Source organism: Parasegetibacter sp. NRK P23 (assembly GCF_023721715.1).
Classification (GTDB): domain Bacteria; phylum Bacteroidota; class Bacteroidia; order Chitinophagales; family Chitinophagaceae; genus Parasegetibacter.
Genome location: NZ_JAMDLG010000001.1, coordinates 3,933,993 through 3,952,631, shown reverse-complemented (window position 1 = coordinate 3,952,631; position 18,639 = coordinate 3,933,993). Strand labels below are relative to the sequence as shown.

14 protein-coding genes are annotated in these 18,639 nt (G+C 49.0%); 5 read left to right on the top strand and 9 right to left on the bottom strand.

Translation table 11 applies throughout. The features are described 5' to 3' along the window. Positions 1 to 313: 313 nt before the first annotated feature. Together M4J38_RS16105 and M4J38_RS16100 are read left to right on the top strand one after the other, a co-directional pair. The gene (locus M4J38_RS16105; protein WP_251760802.1) at positions 314 to 1,129 is read left to right on the top strand and encodes a hypothetical protein; all 816 of its coding nucleotides are present in this window, start codon (positions 314 to 316) and stop codon (positions 1,127 to 1,129) included. A 334-nt stretch (positions 1,130 to 1,463) separates the two neighbouring features. Continuing rightward, positions 1,464 to 2,204, top strand: a complete 741-nt coding sequence (locus M4J38_RS16100; protein WP_251760801.1) for a hypothetical protein — start codon at positions 1,464 to 1,466, stop codon at positions 2,202 to 2,204. Between the two features lie 21 nt (positions 2,205 to 2,225). Here the strand turns inward: M4J38_RS16100 and M4J38_RS16095 are convergent, their stop codons facing one another. The 3 genes from M4J38_RS16095 to mqnC form a co-directional block, all read right to left on the bottom strand. After that, complete coding sequence (locus M4J38_RS16095) at positions 2,226 to 3,092, bottom strand: response regulator (RefSeq protein WP_251760800.1); 867 nt, start codon at positions 3,090 to 3,092, stop codon at positions 2,226 to 2,228. Next, positions 3,089 to 5,365 (bottom strand): sensor histidine kinase, encoded by a 2,277-nt coding sequence (locus M4J38_RS16090; RefSeq protein ID WP_251760799.1) that lies wholly within the window; start codon positions 5,363 to 5,365, stop codon positions 3,089 to 3,091. Before M4J38_RS16090 ends, M4J38_RS16095 begins: the two co-directional genes overlap by 4 nt. A 192-nt stretch (positions 5,366 to 5,557) precedes the next feature. Next, complete coding sequence (gene mqnC, locus M4J38_RS16085) at positions 5,558 to 6,706, bottom strand: cyclic dehypoxanthinyl futalosine synthase (protein WP_251760798.1); 1,149 nt, start codon at positions 6,704 to 6,706, stop codon at positions 5,558 to 5,560. 79 nt (positions 6,707 to 6,785) lie between these two features. On the opposite strand from mqnC, the gene M4J38_RS16080 reads away from it, so the two are divergent. Further along, positions 6,786 to 7,982 carry an aspartyl protease family protein gene (locus M4J38_RS16080; protein WP_251760797.1) on the top strand — a complete coding sequence of 399 codons (1,197 nt, stop codon included), beginning with the start codon at positions 6,786 to 6,788 and terminating at the stop codon, positions 7,980 to 7,982. On the opposite strand, the gene M4J38_RS16075 is transcribed toward M4J38_RS16080, so the two are convergent. Further along, complete coding sequence (locus M4J38_RS16075; protein ID WP_251760796.1) at positions 7,979 to 11,182, bottom strand: S41 family peptidase; 3,204 nt, start codon at positions 11,180 to 11,182, stop codon at positions 7,979 to 7,981. The genes M4J38_RS16080 and M4J38_RS16075 overlap by 4 nt on opposite strands. A gap of 168 nt (positions 11,183 to 11,350) precedes the next feature. Here M4J38_RS16075 and M4J38_RS16070 point away from each other — a divergent pair, with 168 nt between their 5' ends. Continuing rightward, on the top strand, positions 11,351 to 11,854 hold the full coding sequence (locus tag M4J38_RS16070) for a regulatory protein RecX (protein ID WP_251760795.1): 504 nt from the start codon (positions 11,351 to 11,353) through the stop codon (positions 11,852 to 11,854). A 15-nt stretch (positions 11,855 to 11,869) separates the two neighbouring features. Then, the gene (locus M4J38_RS16065; RefSeq protein ID WP_251760794.1) at positions 11,870 to 12,676 is read left to right on the top strand and encodes a nitrilase family protein; all 807 of its coding nucleotides are present in this window, start codon (positions 11,870 to 11,872) and stop codon (positions 12,674 to 12,676) included. Here the strand turns inward: M4J38_RS16065 and M4J38_RS16060 are convergent. From M4J38_RS16060 to M4J38_RS16040, 5 genes are all read right to left on the bottom strand, one after another. After that, complete coding sequence (locus M4J38_RS16060) at positions 12,655 to 14,187, bottom strand: S41 family peptidase (RefSeq protein ID WP_251760793.1); 1,533 nt, start codon at positions 14,185 to 14,187, stop codon at positions 12,655 to 12,657. The two genes, M4J38_RS16065 and M4J38_RS16060, sit on opposite strands and share 22 nt — an antisense overlap. A 31-nt stretch (positions 14,188 to 14,218) precedes the next feature. Beyond that, positions 14,219 to 15,256 carry a thiamine-phosphate kinase gene (thiL, locus tag M4J38_RS16055; protein WP_251760792.1) on the bottom strand — a complete coding sequence of 346 codons (1,038 nt, stop codon included), beginning with the start codon at positions 15,254 to 15,256 and terminating at the stop codon, positions 14,219 to 14,221. A gap of 19 nt (positions 15,257 to 15,275) precedes the next feature. Continuing rightward, a complete protein-coding gene (locus M4J38_RS16050; protein WP_251760791.1) occupies positions 15,276 to 15,887 on the bottom strand; it encodes a DoxX family protein in 612 nt (203 codons plus the stop codon). Between the two features lie 141 nt (positions 15,888 to 16,028). Beyond that, positions 16,029 to 18,221, bottom strand: a complete 2,193-nt coding sequence (locus M4J38_RS16045; protein WP_251760790.1) for a PspC domain-containing protein — start codon at positions 18,219 to 18,221, stop codon at positions 16,029 to 16,031. A gap of 23 nt (positions 18,222 to 18,244) precedes the next feature. Beyond that, on the bottom strand, positions 18,245 to 18,607 hold the full coding sequence (locus M4J38_RS16040; protein ID WP_251760789.1) for a PadR family transcriptional regulator: 363 nt from the start codon (positions 18,605 to 18,607) through the stop codon (positions 18,245 to 18,247). Positions 18,608 to 18,639 lie beyond the last annotated feature (32 nt).

Sequence of the window (18,639 nt, the reverse complement as noted above, 5' to 3'; positions counted from 1 at the left end):
AACCGCGTTTGTACACGGAGGGGGGACAATACTCAGACAAGCGGGAAAGTAGATTTGTCCTCCCGGATCCATGCACAGTTGACGAAAGCACAGAAGCTGTTTTCGGACTGGTTCCAGGCCTGGGTTACGACTATGTTGCCCGGAACGGCGATAAAGTATGGAGGGGAACGATAAAAGTACCGTGTGAACTGAACAGGTGTTTTAATATAAGAATTGAATAGGTGTATCAAATATAACGGCACAAGCCCCTTCAGCACGTATTCATCTTTTATAAGATATCATTATATTCGTGTTCGACTCATAACCTTAAACCATGTCCGGTCATTTTCAATTGTTGGCTTTCGACCATCTGCAGCAGCACGTACGATCCTTATTCCCGGGGGAACCTTTGCAAGGCGTTGTTTCCCGGGCCGAACAGGAAAAAGAAGTTAATCTATTAAAAGAAACGCTCGGGAGCGAACGCTTCTTCTTCACAGTAGACCTTCAGGACTTTGAGATCAAGGAATGCCACGGTGTATTGCGCTGGCTCGGGTATCCCGACAGCCAGTTCTCCCTGAAAAACTACTGGAACCTCGTTCATCCAGGTAAGCAACAATCCCTGCTCGCGTTATCCATTCAATTGTACAATACACTTTGTACCGGAAAATTTGTTTTGAACTTCATGGTACAACGGTATTCCAGTCTGATAGCGCTGAAGCATTACCGTGGGCATTACCTGCTGGTAAAAAAGACCGCTTCGGTTTTTCAATATGATAAGAACAACCGTCTGCTCAGCTACCTGGATGAGTTCACCATCGTAGGCGATTACAACGGAGAGCCATTAAGCCCTACCTTTTTTACAGAAAAAGGCGACCTCGAAGTGACGCGCGGCGGACAAATGATGCAGCAGATGATGGAACATTTTATGGCTTTGAAAATCTTCTCTACCAACGAGTTCCATACGGCACGAAAGCTGGCCTACGAACCGGGCATCACGCAGGCCGCGATCGCCAAAGAATTTGGGGTTACCGTAAATACCGTTGACACATACTGCAGAAGGTTCCTGCAAAAATCGAGAAAGTTCTTTCAACAAAATTTCAGCAATGCCCTGGAAGCCGCCATATACATGCGTCGCGACGGATTATTGTAGTATTTAGCTTTGTCCGGCCAACGGTGACAAATCCGCCCAAAAACACATTATACTTTTAGGCGCAAGCCTCACATAGTTTCAACAATCTTTTACCTGCCCACTTAAATAGCCATAGTACCTGCTACCTGATCCTTAGAGGTCTGAAAAAATTTCATCCCCCAGGGGCCGGCTAGTCTGGTCCTTTTTTTGCCTTTTTCCCGGTTTCATCCCCCACAACCGGCTTCACAGGTTCTACTCCTGAACTTTACTGCCGTGATCGTGGAGGAAGTACCTCCGGTTCACGGCCTGCTTCCGGAAGCGGCATACATACTCCTTCATTTTAAACGGGCATGTTATGCTTACGTACAGAAAGTATTGTCTTTTCCAATTGAACGCCGATCCGGAAATTCAGGAAAATCTTTTCCAGCTTTTTAAAGAAATCCTCAATCCCGCCCTCACCAGAGCAGAATTTCAATCTTATCTCTTTAAAATGTGCCCCTGTGATATTTTCCTTTTACTGGTATATGATGGCGATAAGGCCGTCGGCTTTTGTTTCGCGGGTTTTTACCCTTTCCTGGTGAACAAGAAAAATGTTTATGTGGCACGTGTGGCCCTCGGCCTGCAAGACCGTTACCGGGGCAGGAACCTTCCGCTCTCCACATTTTTCATGGGTTTTCTGAGGTTCAAACTCAGCCATCCCGGCGCGGAAATCGTATTGATGAACTTTGTCCTGAATCCCATCGTATACAGAATGACACACGAATATTCCGCGCGCGCGTACCCTCGGGAAAAAGGTACCACCCCGCCATTCCTGCTTGAGTTGAAGAACAAAATCCTTGAACGTATGGGATTGAAAGAAAACGTGCGGGATTCTTTATTGGTAAATACGCCTTTCCGTGTGGTGCAAAGTCCTGAGCAGGTATCACGTTTTGAGAAGAGCGCCAATAAACTGATTCAGGAGTTTTTAAGGATGAACCCGGCATACAATCACCAGACCGGCGTGCTGATGCTTGTACCCGTAAACACCCGGAACCTGCTTCATGCGATTGGTACCGCCATGCGCAAAAAGAACCGGAAAGTGACGCGTATGCTTTGAAAGCACCTCCAGAAGTATCATTCAGAAGCCGTGGAAAACAAGCCTGAGCCTTTTCCGGGCTTCCTCCTGATAGTTCTCGCTTACTTCCTCCGACCCTTTCATGGTTTCATCGCGGTGGAACAGCAGTTCTTTCTCCGCGTCGCGGAACAGGAAATAGTACATATTGAACACCGTTGATTTGTTAAACCTTACCTGGTAGGCAGGAGCAAGGCTTAACAAATCACCGAGTGACCTGGTAATTTCATACGCGTTGCCGTCTTCCATATGTATCATCACTTTGGGCTTGTTGCTGCGCGACAATTCCTTAGTATTGGAACTGCGGAGCGCATAAATTTTGTTCCATGGAAGCATCAGGTGAAAATCAAGCTGCAACATGGTATCCAGCGACTCTTCTTTTCTGATAAGCCTTCGATAGCGGGATAGAAAGAGCGCTCCGGTTTTTACCAATGGAAAAGGTTCAGGCATTTTTTTTTGGTCGAACAATAACCTTTCACAAAGATCGTCGGCATCCAAGGGTTTGGGAATACGATGAACTTCCGGACCAAGATCATTTTCTGTTTTCGGCTTCCAGCCCAATACCGAGAGTCTTGCGGCGCGGTCGCGGTCTTCTTCCTGTTTTGTGCTGGTAAGCACGTACATAAACGTATTGTAGCCCTGAAAAATGTACTCGGCCACATCAAGTCCGTCTTTGTCCCCATTAATAACGATATCTAATATGGCGAAATGTGGCGGGTCCTTTTCAATGAGCGCCACCGCTTTTTCAAAGGTATCCACGGCTTCGTGTTTGGTACCCAGCACATGAAACCCTGCGTTTTCAAGTTGTAAACGAAGACCGAGGTAAATAAAATAATCATCTTCAACAATCAGGACTTTCTTTTTATGGCTCATGTTTTCTTCACATTATCTGATTTATTGAACTGTACTGGAAATACCGCTTCAAATACGGTTCCATTCTTTCCGTTTATGGTACAGGTGCCGCCAAGCCCTGATTTAACCTGCCCCATTATCAACATAAGTCCGAGGCCCTCATCCGACTCCCTCTGTTCAAACCCGACACCGTCATCCGTTACCGTAAGTTTGTAATTGTGCGCATCTGCCTGCACAATGCTCACTTCTATTTTTCCCGAGTTCCTGCCGGCGAACGCGTATTTAAAACTATTGGTCCATAATTCGGAAACGATGACGGCAAGCGCCCGGGCACGTTCTTTATCCAGCGCCATATCCGCGTTCACATGCAGGGTAACCGGAATTTCAGGGGCGAATATGCTTTCCACCTGCCGGTACAACTCTTCCAGAAAAGGTTTTACGTTCAGTTGGTCCAGTGTCATTTCCCCGTATAATGTTTTATGCAGCGTTCCCATTGCCTTCACCATGGAGTAAACGGGCCTGATGGAAACATGATCGTTTCTTGTGAGCATTTTTATTTCGACGTAGGAAGTGATGGCCTGAATGGTATTTTCAATCCGGTGCTTTAACTCCATACGAAGCGCGCTGATTGTTTCGTTGCGCAAGGTCAGTTCATTGTTCTGCTGGTCCAGTTCATTGTTTTTCAGCTTCAACTTCCTGGCATTCGCTATTCTGTTCCACAGTAACGCGCCGAGCAAAAGGAGGCCTGAAATGGCAAAGATGAGCTGCCAGGTTCTCCTGCTGTTTTTCAATTGTTCGTTCTGTACTTCAAGTTTAACCTGTCTCAGGCTGTCGTTCACCTGCCTTATGCTGTACTTTGTTTCCAGCTCCTGAAGCTGGCGGTTGAATACAATGCTGTTTAAGGAATCCCGTTCCACGGTATTCAGGGAAAACCGGTTTTGGGCCGCAAGGGAATCAATCAATGGCGGGAGCGTATCACGGCCATTTACAAGCAGTTCCTTTTTAATTTGTTCCACCCCACCTTTACTGTACAGCTTTCTAAGCAAGGTCCAGTACCGTTCTGGAAACTGTGGATTTTTTTGCTTCAATAAAGTAAGAGAACCCTCAATCTCGCCACGGTCCTGTGTTGCGGCAACCCCTTCCGCATAGGAAAGGAATAAAGAATCTCCTGTTCTCTTTTTGCCCTGTTTCAGCATAAGCGTAGCATAGTAAAGGTCATTTTCCGCTTTAATAGGCGCCAGCTTCCACTTTGTGGCATCCCTTGAAACGGCCTGGAAGAGGGAGTCCGCCCGGTCGAATTTCTTCAGAACGGTATAATAAACACCACGCAGCATCGCCGCAAAAGTATTTAGTGCAGGTTGCCCTAAGCTTGGCAATAGTTTTTCAAGGGTTGAAAGATATTGATCTCCTTCCACGGCGTTTTGTTGCGCAAGCGCGAATGCAGCCAGGTCTACATAACACTGAGCGGCCTGAAGTTTCATAGGAATCGCTTCATAAAGTTGCACCGCCTCCTTGTAATTGCTTACCGCCTGCTTCATATTTCCGGAAAAAGCATGGGCCTGCCCAAGCAATCCTTTACAATAGGCCATCTTACTACGCTTACCCACAATGGCGTAATAATTGAGCGCTTCTTCAAGCAGCCCGGGAACCTCTTTTATTTTCCATAACCTTAGCAGGGATTCTGCTTTAAAAGATTTCGCATCGGCCAGCCTTTCAAAATCCTTTGCATACGCTAATGCGGCAATGGCTTCATCATAAAGCCCAACCGCCTTTCCGTGTTCCCCCAGAGCAGAAACGTATCCTGCCCTTGTATACAACACGCGCGCTTTCAACAGCGGATGCCCTGTTTCTTCCGCCATCTCCGCGGCTTTATTGAGGTATGGCAGCACAGCCTGGTACATTTCCATGTCAATGGAAAAGTTCGCGGAAGAGAGGAAAGCATCGTAAATAACGATTTTGTTTCCCGACCGCAACGCGGCTTCCCGCCATAGCGGATAGCGTTTGGCCATATTGGGATAATCCTGAAGCCTGCGGTAATAAATCAACATGGACTCATGCCCTTTCGCTTCGAGGAAAGCGTTCCCTGATTTTAATCCGTATTCCTCCGCTTTAAACGCGTATGGTTTGGCCTTCTCAGGTTGCCGTGAAAAATAAAACAACAGCAGGTCGTAAGCGGATACTACTTTCTGAGAATCCGTAACGGCTGATTCATACCGATCGAGCAGTAATTTTTCATCCTGCGTCAATGCGCAGAAAGGCAGGCACAAGAGGGTGCAAAGGATAAGTAATCGCATAGGTCAATCCGGGTTTAAGGTTTGGGAACGGAGCACCGGTTATTAATAGGAAATGGACTGACCAGCGGGAAAATACGAATTATATGCAGCATGAAAAATATTCATCCAGAGAATTTAATTCGCATAGGCAAAATAGTTATGCACCCCATTCTTTGCCTTCGACATGGGTGCTTTCAACAAACAAATTATTCATTAATAATTGATCACCTGCTCTTCCATTGTTTCCGGGATGGCCCTGAACTCATATTGCTGGTTCCGCAACTGTGGCTCAAATCCCGCTTCCCGGATGGCTTCCTGGATACTGCGGCTGGTGAACCTGTGCGGCGCTCCGGCGGCGGACACCACATTTTCTTCGATCATGATGCTGCCGAAATCGTTAGCGCCCGCCTGCAGGCAGATTTGTGCGGTCTGTTTTCCAACGGTGAGCCAGGAGGCCTGGATGTTCTTCACATTGGGCAGCATGATGCGGCTCATGGCGATCATGCGGATGTATTCCTCCGGCGTGGAAAGGTTGTGCACGCCACGGATGCGGGCCAGCAAGGTGTCCACGTCCTGGAAGGTCCAGGGAATGAAGGCGATAAAACCCTTCGCGTGTTCCGGCTTCCTTGATTGCACTTCCCGGATTTTCTCCAGGTGCTCGAACCTTTCGCGTACCGTTTCCACATGACCGAACATCATGGTGGCGGAAGTGGTGATGTCCAGTTTATGGGCCTCGTGCATGATATCGAGCCATTCCTGGGAACCGCATTTTCCTTTGGAGATCAGGCGGCGAACGCGGTCGGTGAGTATTTCAGCGCCAGGACCCGGCAGGCTATCCAGCCCCGATTCTTTTAGGGCGAGGAGTACCTCGCGGTGGCTCATTTTTTCCAGTTTACAGATATGGGCCACTTCGGGCGGACCAAGCGCATGCAGCTTTACGTTAGGATAAAGTTGCTTGAGCTGCCGGAAAAGATCGGTGTAGAACGCCAGTCCAAGTTCCGGATGGTGCCCCCCCTGCAACAAAAGCTGTTCGCCGCCATAGCGGATGGTCTCATCAATCTTTTGTTTGTAGGTTTCAATATCGGTGATGTAGGCCTCGGCATGACCGGGTATCCGGTAGAAATTACAGAATTTACAATTGGCCACGCACACATTCGTGGTGTTCAGGTTCCGGTCAATGATCCAGGTCACTTTCCCATGCGGTACCTGCTTCTTTCGCAGTTCATCCGCCACCAGCATCAGTTCAGTTAAAGGCGCCTGCTCAAACAGGAACACACCTTCATCCACGGAAAGAAATTCAAAGTTCAGTGCTTTTTGGTATAGATCGGCCAGGTTCATCAGTTTCAATTTCTGTTTCCGCACAAAAATAACACAGTTGCATGAGCCGACGCAATTCCGTTGAAAATTGCCATTGTAGCGGGAAATATGTATATTCAGGAACATGAAAAAGCTTGCCTTTTTACTGGTGCTGCTGGCGTTGTGGGTGGAAGGAAAGGCGCAGGAAGAGTTTGTTCCCCCACCTGCCCGCAAGATCGCCCGCGTGCCGTTCAGGTTACTGAGCGGCGGTATTGTTATTCTGAAAGCCACCATCAACAACCACCCCGACAGCCTGCATTTTATCCTGGATACCGGCAGTGGCGGCATATCCCTCGACTCTGCCACGCACCATAAACTTAATCTCCCGCTTACCCCTTCAGAAAGAACCATACGCGGCCTGGGTGGCATCAAAAAAGTAAGTTTTGCGAACAACAACAAGCTTCATCTTCCCGGACTAAGCGTGGACAGTCTGAATTTCCACATCAACGACTATGACCTGCTCACCAGTGTTTACGGCATCAAGATCGATGGCATCATCGGTTACAGCGTACTCAGCAGGTATGTGGTAAACATCAACTACGACAGTTCCTGGATGGATTTCCATACCCCCGGCATTTTCCGGTATCCCAAAGGCGGCTTCATGTACCGCCCGCTCATCACCAGTTTACCTATCATGCAGGTACGGGTGAAAGATGAACACAGCATTCTAGCCAGGTATTACTTCGATACCGGGGCGGGATTGTGCATGCTTTTCTCCAAAGAATTCACCGACGACAGTATGTTTATTTCACGCAAAAGGCCACGTGTTTTAACCCAGGGAGAGGGACTCGGCGGAAAAATCAATATGGAACTGACCGCTGTAAAAGAAGTAAAACTGGGACCGTACAAGTTTAAAAACGTACCGGCTTACGTTTTTGATGACGAATACAATGTCACCTCCTACCCTTTCCTGGGCGGACTGCTGGGGAACGACCTGCTGCGCCGGTTTAACGTGATCCTGAATTATCCCCGTAGAGAATTCTACCTCACACCCAATACGCATTTCAGAGAAGCCTTCGACTACTCTTACACCGGACTTGGAATTTATTACATCGATGAGAAAATTGAAGTGGTAGACGTATTACCGGGATCGCCGGGCGAGAAGGCTGGCTTCAGGCCCGGCGACTATATTTTAGGGGTCGGAAATGTGATCAACAAAGATATTCTCACCTATAAAACCATGCTGCAACAAACCAATTCACGCATAAGGGTGATCGTGATGCGGGACGGCAATGTGCTGGAACTGTACATCAAACCCAGGAATATTCTCAGAAGGCGTTAATGGAGTTCTTTCATCAATTCGGCCACGGCCCTTTCCAGTTGCTGGTCCTTCCCTTTTCCAACCTGCTGGTACTCGTTCATCAGTTTAATGTCGGGCTCGGTTTGCAGGTTCTCCAGGTATTTTCCGCTCATGCTTTTTACACCCAATGGTGGCGCGCCCCAGCGAACACTATTGTCCTGCAATGTTTCCCATCCTGCGAAAGTACAGGTTCCCGGAACGGGCATCCCCACCAGTTTACCCAGTTGAAGATCACGGTAGCTGAATGCGAAACAGTGTCCATCGCTGTAATTGGATTCGTTGGCCAGCGCTATGGAGGGCTTTGTCCAGCGGAACGTAGGTTCGTAGGTAACCACACGGTTATCGGTGGTGTATTCCAGGAATCTTTTTCCACTGAGGAACATGGCCAGGTCGGCAACAAGATCGCCGCCGCCGTTGTTGCGGGTATCCACCACCAGTCCTTTGCGTGTCGCGTATTTGCCCATCGCGTCATCATAGGTGGTGCGGTAAGCGCCATCGTTCATGCCGGGAACATGTACATAACCCAGTTGTCCGTTGCTTAACCTGTCCACTTCATCCTGGTTCCTGCGCACCCATCTTTTGTAGAGCAAAGAATTTTCCTCTCCAAGTGATATGGGTTTTACACGTAATTCTCTCCGTGTTTTTCCATCGGTAACCGTGAGTAAAATATACTTGCCTGCTTTTCTGTTCAGGTAACGGGCGAAATCTGTATCCGCAGAGATGGGTGCGCCATCAATATTTAAAATGATGGTGCCGGGCGTAATATTCAGCATAGGCTTATCCAGCGGTCCTTCTTTAATTACCTCCTGCACCTTAACGCCCTCTCCTTTATAAGCTGGATCGTAAAATACGCCCAATGAAGCGGTGGCATCACCCAGCGGGTTAGCCGAATAATAACTGGAACCACTATGCGAAACGTTCAGCTCACCCAGTAACTCACTGAGCATTTCTGAGAACTCAAAGGCATTTCCAATATGCGGAAGATACGCTTCATAAGCTTTTCCAAGTTTTTCCCAGTCGGCGCCATGATACCCGGCGGTATAAAATGTTGTTTTGGTCCTGCGCCACACATGGTCGAACATTACCTTGCGTTCCTGCGCCAGGTCCACGGTCATTTCACCGCTGATGGAAACCGGCTCCTGTTTACCCGTTGCCGGATCGAGTTTACTGATCCTGCCTTCGGCGAGGATGAAAAGGGTTTTCTGCTCCTTGTCCCAGGTGAGCGACCCTGAACCGGCGTTCAGCGGGGCGATCATTTTCGTTTCTTTGGTGCGAAGGTTGGTACTCCAGAGGTTGTAGCCTTTTTCAAAACGCGCAAGGTAGTATAAAGTCTCGCCATCTTTACTCAGCGCAGCATCTGCCAGACTGGAAGAATGCAGAGTGAGTCGTGCTTTCCGGTAAGGAATGCCATCCAGGTCGAATTTGAGCAGGGTATCTTTTTTCTCTTTCTTTTTGGTAGAATCCTTGGCCGCCTTTTCATCCTGTTCCTTTGCCAGCGCGGCTTCTTCTTTAGTAAAACGGAAACGCTCCCAGGCATCGGCGTCCAGGAAAAGTCCGTACACATCCGATTGAGAGCCCCCGCTGTTGGCGAAACTGCGCAGGCCGTCCCTGTTGCTGGTCCAGAAAACCATCTTGCCACCCATGGCCCAATGTGCGTATCCATCGTTGTACCCGCTGCGGGACAGGTTATTGATACCGCCCTTTCCGTCCGCGGCGATCAGTCCGATTTCCCCGCTCCACACCGTTTTTTCACTGTATTCAAAAAGGATCCATTTACTGTCCGGGCTCCAGGTAAAATACTGATCATTGTCGCGCATGGAAAACAACTGATCTGAATTGAGCAAGGTGCGTACCTGTTTGGATGCGATGTTGTACACCTTAAGATGGTTTCGTTCTTCGATAAAAGCGATCTCCTTGCCATCCGGAGAATATTCCGGCTGGTAATTTTCTTTGTTGTTGGCGATGATGGCTTCTTCCTTCAAAAGGGTGGCGTGAGAAAAGTAAGCTTCTTCTTCCCGTACTATCTTCGTTTCATAAATCTTCCAGGAGCCATTTCTTTCACTGGCGTAAACCAGTTTTTTGCCATCAGGGGAAAAACTTACGGATCGTTCAGGTTCCGTTGTATTCGTAATCCTTTTTGTTGTTCCGCCATCCACCGAACTCACAAACACTTCTCCCCGTACGATAAAAGCCACCTCCTTCCCATTGGGAGAAACCGAGAGATCGCCGGCACCGCCGTTTACGGGCATTAGTTTTTCCGGATTAGATTTATCATCAGCAGTGATTAACACGGACAATTTACGGGGTTCTTCACCGGGTCGCTGAATGTATAAATGACCGTTATAACCATAAGATAAAGTACCATTATCGGCCACGGTTAAAAAACGGACCGGGTGGTCCTTAAAAGACGTGAGCGCTTTACCCGACCCGCTCCCGGGCCCCATGCTGAACACGTTGAAAGAGCCGTTCTCTTCACTGAGGTAAACGATTTCCTTTTCGCCAGCGGTAAAATGAGGCGTTCTGTCTTCTCCGGCAAATGTTGTAAGCTTCGTATGCTTATCCGATGCGGGCTCGTACAACCAGAGATCCCTTGCCACGGAAGAAGTATGGTGTTTTCTCCACTGGTTTTCCTGCCCTTTTTTATCGTGGTAAAGCATTTTCTTTCCATCGCGGCTCCAACTGATGTCTTCTGCAGGGGTAGTCAGAAAAAGTTCCACCCTTCCTCCTTTTGCCGCAACCCTGTATAGTTCCGGCTGATAGGCCGCAGGGAACTGGCGGTTGGAAGCCAGGTCTTCCTGCCGCGATCCGCCGAAATAAATATACTTGTCATCAGGACTGAACGAATATGGATATTCCTGCCCGGAATGCCAGGTCAGTCGGGTGGGCGTTCCGCCCGTAGCCGGAATGCTGAACACATCGAAATTGCCGTACCGGTCCGATGCAAAAGCGATCGTTTTGCCATCGCGACTCCATACAGGCATAAAATCCTGCGCCTCGTGCTGGGTCAGCGGGTAAGCCCTTCCGCCGCCAACAGGCACGGTGTAAAGGTCACCCTTATACGTAAAAACAATGGTTGAACCGTCTGGGGAGATTGCGGGATAACGCAGCCATGAAGCTTCCATTTGCGCGGAAGTGGCCACGGAAAGCAGCGTACAAGCCGCCATCAGCAGTAAGTATCTCATGTATAGGTATGTTAGTTAACAAATATAAGATTCAGATGTCTATAAGTACTGGCGTTGGGAAGAGCGGTGAAAAAACGGTGCGGAAACGGTGAAAACACGATTGTCGGGGAAAAATGCCGGGCGTACATTTGTATGGAATTGAAGGCGGGATCATTTCATTTGTTAACCATGTGGGACGAAGACGGGCAAAAAGATAAAAAAAAGGAAAAGCTCACCAAAGAACAGGCTTTTCAGAAACTGAAACACTTTTGCGCTTACCAGGAGCGGTGCCACTCCGAGGTAAAGGAAAAGTTGTACGGCTATGGATTGAGAACCAACGAAGTGGATGAGTTGATCTCCACCCTGATCACAGAGAATTACCTGAATGAAGAAAGGTTCGCCATTCAGTTTGCAGGAGGAAGGTACAGGCTGAAGAAATGGGGGAGGAATAAGATTAAATATGAACTGAAAAGCAGGCAGGTGAGTGAATATTGTATCAGGAAGGCACTGAAAGAGATTCCGGAAGAAGAATATTATGATACATTGCTAAAACTGGCCCATAAAAAATGGGAAGAACTGAAACGGGAGAAGAACAGGTTCACGAAGTTGAGGAAAGCTAAGGATTTCCTGTTACAGAAAGGGTATGAACAAGCGCTGGTACAGGATGCCCTAAAGCAGGTTGCTGAAAGTTAATAAAGACGATTTACCATGAGACCACTCACCATAACATTAATGCAGCAGGACCTGGCCTGGGAAGAGCCGGAAACGAACAGGAACAGGTTCCAGGCATTGATCGAAGCGATAGCAACACCCACTCACCTTGTGGTGCTGCCAGAAATGTTCACCACCGGTTTCAGTATGCAGCCGGAAAAACTGGCGGAGTCCATGGATGGCCCAACCTTTCATTGGATGAAAACCATCGCCGCTCAAAAAAGGATCATCCTCACAGGAAGCCTGATGATCAGGGAAAGGGAGCGGTACTACAACAGGATGATCTGGATGTTGCCGAACGGACAGTTCGGGTATTACGACAAACGCCATCTTTTCGGCTATGCCGGTGAGGATGAACATTATGCCCGCGGCCAGAAAAGGCTGATTGCGTCTGTGAACGGGTGGAAAGTAAACCTCCAGGTTTGTTATGACCTGCGATTTCCTGTCTGGGCCAGAAACAGGATGATGGAAGATGAAGAGGGGCGGGCCACCCCCGAATATGACCTGATGCTATATGTGGCCAACTGGCCGGAAAGAAGAAGTTCCGCATGGAAAACACTGTTGCAGGCGAGGGCCATAGAAAACCAGTGCTTCGTCGCGGGCGTGAACAGGATAGGAAACGATGGGAATAATATTTACCATAGCGGAGACTCTATGCTTATTGATCCTATGGGAGAGGTAATGCACCATGTGGCAGATAAACCGGATGTTTCCACTTTCACGCTTATGCCCGAAACGCTGACAGCGGTAAGAAACAAGTTGCCGTTCCTGAAAGACCAGGATCATTTTTCACTGGAACTGTAACCGCCGGTCCTCTTTTGACGAGCATCAATCAGTTGAAGGGTGCGTTCCATTTTTGAATCCAATCCCAGGCTGATGGAGCGAACGGAAGGTTTCACCTCCACATCAGGAAGCACACCTTTTCCTTTGAGGGCCCTATCCGGGTTGATCACCATGCGAAAAATGGGAAGGGTAACACGTATCCTGGTATTGGGAAGCGTCACATTTGGAATAAGCATGCCGTTGTTGCCGTATGCGCCGCCGCCGGTCTCTTCGCCAACAATGGTGCATCCTTTCTGTCCTTTCAGCGCTGACGCGAACAGCGTGGCGGCGGAGAAGGTCTGGCCGCTGGTGATAACATAGAGATCGCCGTTAAAATGTTGCTGCTTCCGGGGTTTGTAGCGGTGTTTTTCAAAGTAAAGAAAATGATACCGGTCATCCCGCATTTTCTTTGCGGAGAACATCATGTAGATGTCATTCAGGAAGCCGGCTTCCATAAACCTTACGGCGGGCATCTTTTTGGTAATGGCGGCCACGGTGTCGGCCACCCGAAAAGGTGTGTGCCGCAGGTACCGGGTGAGGAGGATATAATTCCGGATGTTACCCCCGCCATTGTCGCGTACATCCACCACAAGGTTGTTAAGTTGAGCCGCCTCGAGTTCGCGGAAGCTTTTGCGGAAAAAAGACCGGAGTTTATACCCGTTCGAAAAGGTATTCACTTCCATAATGGCCGCTCTGTGCAAGGTATCTATCCTCAGGGACCGCGCCGACTTCAGTTGATTTTGTTTGCGTTGCCTGGCAGGGACCTTCGGAGGACGGGGCTTTTTAACCGGGGAGGAATCGGGACGCAGCCTCCGGGAAGAATCGGAAAATGGTTTATACGAAGAGAACTTCCGTTCAAAGGTGGCTCCGCTCAATGTGGTATAGCCAACCTGGAATTCGGTAGTTGTGCCATAAACATTGCGGTAATAAGAAGGGAAAGAATAACTCAGGCGGATCTCGTTCACGCCTTGGGAATAACCATCCATTGGCATGAACTCGTAAAGGGAGTGGAGTATTTCCTTTACTGGTCTTCCGTTAATAGAAGTAATCAGTGTTCCCCTGGGCAGGCCGGAATCGCCACGGAGCCAGCTTTGGCTAACGGCCATGGTGTCGCTCCATATCCGAACATTAAACGGGAACTGGCTGCCCCTGTTGAAGCGCTCATACCGGCCAAATGCTTTGGAAGGCCTGACGAATGTATGCCCGCACCTGATCTTGGAAACCGCGTACGATACCAGGTTCCTGAACTGTACTTCATTCATGGAATCGGTGATGCTGTTGAAGGACCAGGTAAAATAACGGTGAAGGTCTTCCTCACTGGTGTACCAGTACAAACTTGGGTGGGCTTTCTCCAGTACGTTGTAAAGAAACTCGAAATCCTGCCGGAGCGCTTCCGCTGTAAAAACGGGCAGTCGCCGTTGTTGCTGGCCTTTCGCCAGTTGCAACATAGCCAGCAGTATCAGCAAACAGGAAACACACCGTCGTAAGATCATATGTATAAAGATAAGGTTCAGCTCCGTGTTATCAGGCGCCTTTAAAGGCGTTCCACCCCTGAGCAGTCAGTTCATGACGGTTTCCCCCGCGGGTAATGATGTGCGCGCCTTCGGAAACTTCCGTCATATAACCAACTACGCTGATTTGCTCGTTCAGGACAAGCTTATCGTACTCAGATTGGGCAACGGTGAACACCAGTTCATAATCCTCCCCGCCGCTCAGGGCGCAGGCGGTGGGGTCAAGCTCCAGTTTGTACGCAAACTGGCGGGCCTGCTCGTGCACCGGAATCTTCTCTTCATAGAGCACACAACCCAGTTCACTCTGTTTGCAAATGTGCAGGATCTCACTACTCAGCCCATCGCTGATGTCCATCATGGCGGTGGGCAGGATGTCGTTCTCCGCAAAAAAGTGGATGATATCTTTCCTGGCCTCCGGCTTCAGTAAGCGGCCCACGATATAATCCTGGTTCTCCAGGTCGGGCTGAATCTGCGGATTCTCCATGAATATTTTTTTCTCCCGTTCAAGGAGGGTGAGCCCCAGGAAAGCGCCCCCAAGGTAGCCGCTCACACAAAGCAGGTCGCCTTTTTTGGCGGTACTTCGTTTTACAAATGTATCGGGGGTTACTTCCCCGATGGCCGTAACGGAAATGATAAAGCCTTTCTGCGAAGAAGTAGTGTCGCCCCCGATCAGGTCAACGCCATATTGTGCACAGGCGGCGTAAACACCTTCGTAAAATTCTTCCAGCGCTTCCACGGAGAACCTGTTGCTGAAAGCGATACTCAAGGTAATCTGCGTGGGCGTGGCATTCATCGCGTATACATCGCTGAGGTTTACTACCACAGACTTATACCCCAGGTGTTTTAACGGTGTGTACATCAGGTCGAAGTGGATGCCTTCCACCAGCATATCGGTGGTGATCACCGTTTGCTTCCCGAAATGGTCGATCACGGCGGCATCATCGCCAACACCCAATAAAGTGGAAGCATTCTGAATCTCAATGTTCCTTGTGAGTTGTTCAATCAGTCCAAACTCTCCCAAAGCGTTTATTTCTGTACGCGGCTCACTCATATTCAACTATAATTTAATACTATTCAAAAAAGTTCCGGTTCATCTCTTTCAACGAACGTTTCAGCCTTTGTTCATAATACTCGATGCCAAAGCAAATTCCACAACCGAGTACCACCAGGAAATAAGCCAGGAAATGACTTAACCGGGAAATAAACGGCGTGATCATCACCATGAACATGCCGATGAGGAAAACAAGGTCATGAAACGGAAAGTTCCGGTCGGCATCTATTTTCTTCAGTTTCGCGGGTTCATCGCTGAACAGGAATTTGATGCGGTGGTAATCTCCGATCAGCAATACCAGGTTCAGGGCCAGTAATCCTACATTCACCCAGGGGGTTCCTTTCCATTCCAGGGAAACCGTCACCATCAGGATATTGAGGATCATGGGAAAAAGCATGAGTGCGCCTAAGGTCGCAAACCGTTGTGTGAGCAACAGGAAGCCGATGATCACCTGTGCGTAGGCCACAAAACGGGCGTAAAGGGCTAGGCCAAACCTGGATAATTCCTCTTCCAGCCAAACGGGTCCAATCACACCGGGAAATTTATGTTCGGCAAACAGCTTCGCCATTCCCGAGCTGAAAAAGATCAACCCTAAGCAAATCCTGATAAGAATGATGATCGTATTTTTCATTTCGATAATGGAAAAAATGGGGTCGGATGGGCTTCAAAAGTATCGTAATAATGGCAAGCGCACAAAAAAAGGCCCTTTCCTTTTGAGAAAGAGCCTTTAACCGACTCAACTTCAACCTGCTGTTCCGGAGGGAACAAAAGGTTAACGTAAACTCCTCGAGAGCGCCAGCAGCGGAGAAAAGAGGTTACCGGATACTTTTCCCACGCCTTTTGGCGCTTCATCTGAGGATGCTTCGGTTGGTGCGTCGTTATTTTCAGTACGTGATTTTTTCGCTTCCTCTATGGCTTTCAACTGTTCACGCAGTTCTTTTTCTTTTGCCTCCAGGATTTCCTGTTTCGCTTTTTCGGTTTCTTTGATCACAGAATCCATGGCCTGGTCGATCTCTTTTACGGAACCACGGTAGCGGTACCCTTTTCCATTCACTTCTACGGAAACTTCTTCCGGCTGTTTTTCAATTCTTTCCAATCCGCCGATGGTCATGATGTATTCCACCCCACTTTCCCAGCGCAGGTCGTCATCCCAGTTGTCATCGAATTCCCATTCGTCATCGAGGGAGAACCATCCGAGGCGGCGGGTAACGCTTCTGTCGATCCTTATTTTCTTACCCACGGGCACTTCGATGGTGAGTACCACTTGCTGCGCCCTGAACTTTCCCCCTTCCGCGATGGAGAATCCATTATCAAGATAGAACACGCTGTCTGCCTGGTTCACGGCGTAGTTGATATTCCTGGCAAAGGTCTGCGCCTGGTTGCCGTTTCTTCCACGACTGTATTTCTGTGCGCTGACGTGGTAGATTGAATCGCGGCTCTTGATTATTTTCAGCCTGATGCTGTTGATAATCAGGCTGTCTTCCGTGAGCTGGATGCCACCTGTTTTGAACCATCCACCATATACTTTCACTTTAGAATCCGCCACTTTCACGATCAGTTTTCCATTGGAAGGCTGCGTTACGGGCATTTCTTCGTGGATGCGCGCCTTGGTACTGAAGTTCCTGCCGATCTGCGTACCGAGCGCGATGGCGCAGAACAGTCCGATCAGCCAGAGGGCTCCGAAAGTATAACCGAGGTAGCTGTTCTTGCTTTTGATACCCATGATCTTACGGATCAGCCATACGATGAAAGCGATGATGGGTACGCCCAGGAAGAGCAGGATTCCACCCCAGGCCAGCAGGTTCTGCGCTGTACCCTCAAGAATATATCCTTTAAAGGGCAATGATCCCAGCCCGGCGCCGAAGAGCGCGATCAGGGCCACGAACAGGGCGAAGGCCACGGTTCCGGCAACGAACAGGAAGAAAGCTTTAAAGATCACCCCAATCGCATGTCCGAAGCCGGAAGCAACGGGTTTTGCCGCGGATGCCATCTCAGAAGCCAGCGGCTTTGCTTCCGTCTGAGAAAAATTTTCGGCACGCTCCTTCAGTTCGGCACCGAACTTTTCCGCACGACCTTTCACGCTCTGCATTTCTTCTTTCACTTTATTCTTGATGTTCTCCAGGTCCACTTTCTGTCCTTTCATCTGCAAACGTTCCGAAGTGGTGGATGCCATTGGCACTACGATCCAGAGGATAATATAGGCCAGCAGGAAAGTACCCATAAAGGAACTGGAGATGAAACCGGCGCTGCCGAAATCGAACCAGTACCAACCCCTGCCCACGATATTGAAGGCAATGTTCAGGATCAGCGGGGCAGCGAATACGAGCCGGGGAATCCAAACTTCCACATTGAAATAAGCGGCGATACCACCAGCCACACCTCCGATCACTTTTTCTTCAGGATTCCTGAAGAGTCTTTTCTGAACATTCTGCTCCAAAGACGCTTTCGGCAGCACGATCCACATGATAATATAGATGAGGAAGCCCAGGCCGAACCCACCGAAAGTGATGAGCGCGAATAAGATACGCACCAGAGAAGGATCGATGCGCAGCGAATTTGCGATGCCGCTGCACACGCCACCCAGGATTTTGTCGTTCTCATTCCTGAAAAGACGTCCGCGGGGAGCGCGTTGCTCGTACTCTCCAGAACCGGCGCCGCCATTGAATCCTGAAGCAGCGGCCTGTTGCGCGGTAGCCTCTTCGTTAGCGTCAAAATCTTCGGGGCGTCCAATGGAAGCCATTACTTCTTCCACATCAGCATCCGTAATGCAATGCGCGCCTTTTTTGATCTTATCCTGGAACAATTCGGCAATACGGCTTTCAATATCGCTGATGATCTCCTCTTTCCCTTCTTCGTGGGCAAAATACCGCTTCAGACTTTCCGTGTAGCCCCGCAGTATATCGTAAGCCGAATCCTCAATGGGTATCAGCCTTCCCGAAAGGTTTATGTTGATAATCTTTTTCATCTCCGTATGATTTATAGGTTGAGTTATTGGTTGTCGGTTGGTGTGCTTTGTAAGGCTTGTTGTTTGGAGGCGAGCGTGTTTACCGCGTTGGCCAGTTCGTTCCAGGTGGCTTCCAGTTCTTTGTAGAAGACTTCTCCTTTTTCTGTGAGGGAGAAGTATTTCCTGGGAGGACCGCTGCTGCTTTCTATCCATCTGTAAGTCAGCATCTCGGCGTTCTTGAGCCGGGTAAGCAGCGGGTAGAGCGTGCCTTCCAGGATCTGGAGGTTCGCTCCGCGCATCTCCTCCACAATGTCGGAAGGATAAGCTTCTCCCCGCCGGATGATGCTCAGGATACAGAATTCCAGTATTCCTTTCCGCATCTGGCTCTGGGTGTTCTCAATGTTCATACCGCATCTTTTTTAGAGTGAACTGATTTTGT

Bases quoted from the DNA above. Each gene is read 5' to 3' on its own strand.
- M4J38_RS16105 (WP_251760802.1), top strand. From the start codon at position 314: ATGTCCGGTCATTTTCAATTGTTGGCTTTCGACCATCTGCAGCAGCAC.
- M4J38_RS16100 (WP_251760801.1), top strand. From the start codon at position 1,464: ATGCTTACGTACAGAAAGTATTGTCTTTTCCAATTGAACGCCGATCCG.
- M4J38_RS16095 (WP_251760800.1), bottom strand. From the start codon at position 3,092: ATGAGCCATAAAAAGAAAGTCCTGATTGTTGAAGATGATTATTTTATT.
- M4J38_RS16090 (WP_251760799.1), bottom strand. From the start codon at position 5,365: ATGCGATTACTTATCCTTTGCACCCTCTTGTGCCTGCCTTTCTGCGCA.
- M4J38_RS16080 (WP_251760797.1), top strand. From the start codon at position 6,786: ATGAAAAAGCTTGCCTTTTTACTGGTGCTGCTGGCGTTGTGGGTGGAA.
- M4J38_RS16075 (WP_251760796.1), bottom strand. From the start codon at position 11,182: ATGAGATACTTACTGCTGATGGCGGCTTGTACGCTGCTTTCCGTGGCC.
- M4J38_RS16070 (WP_251760795.1), top strand. From the start codon at position 11,351: ATGTGGGACGAAGACGGGCAAAAAGATAAAAAAAAGGAAAAGCTCACC.
- M4J38_RS16065 (WP_251760794.1), top strand. From the start codon at position 11,870: ATGAGACCACTCACCATAACATTAATGCAGCAGGACCTGGCCTGGGAA.
- M4J38_RS16060 (WP_251760793.1), bottom strand. From the start codon at position 14,187: ATGATCTTACGACGGTGTGTTTCCTGTTTGCTGATACTGCTGGCTATG.
- thiL (WP_251760792.1), bottom strand. From the start codon at position 15,256: ATGAGTGAGCCGCGTACAGAAATAAACGCTTTGGGAGAGTTTGGACTG.
- M4J38_RS16050 (WP_251760791.1), bottom strand. From the start codon at position 15,887: ATGAAAAATACGATCATCATTCTTATCAGGATTTGCTTAGGGTTGATC.
- M4J38_RS16045 (WP_251760790.1), bottom strand. From the start codon at position 18,221: ATGAAAAAGATTATCAACATAAACCTTTCGGGAAGGCTGATACCCATT.
- M4J38_RS16040 (WP_251760789.1), bottom strand. From the start codon at position 18,607: ATGAACATTGAGAACACCCAGAGCCAGATGCGGAAAGGAATACTGGAA.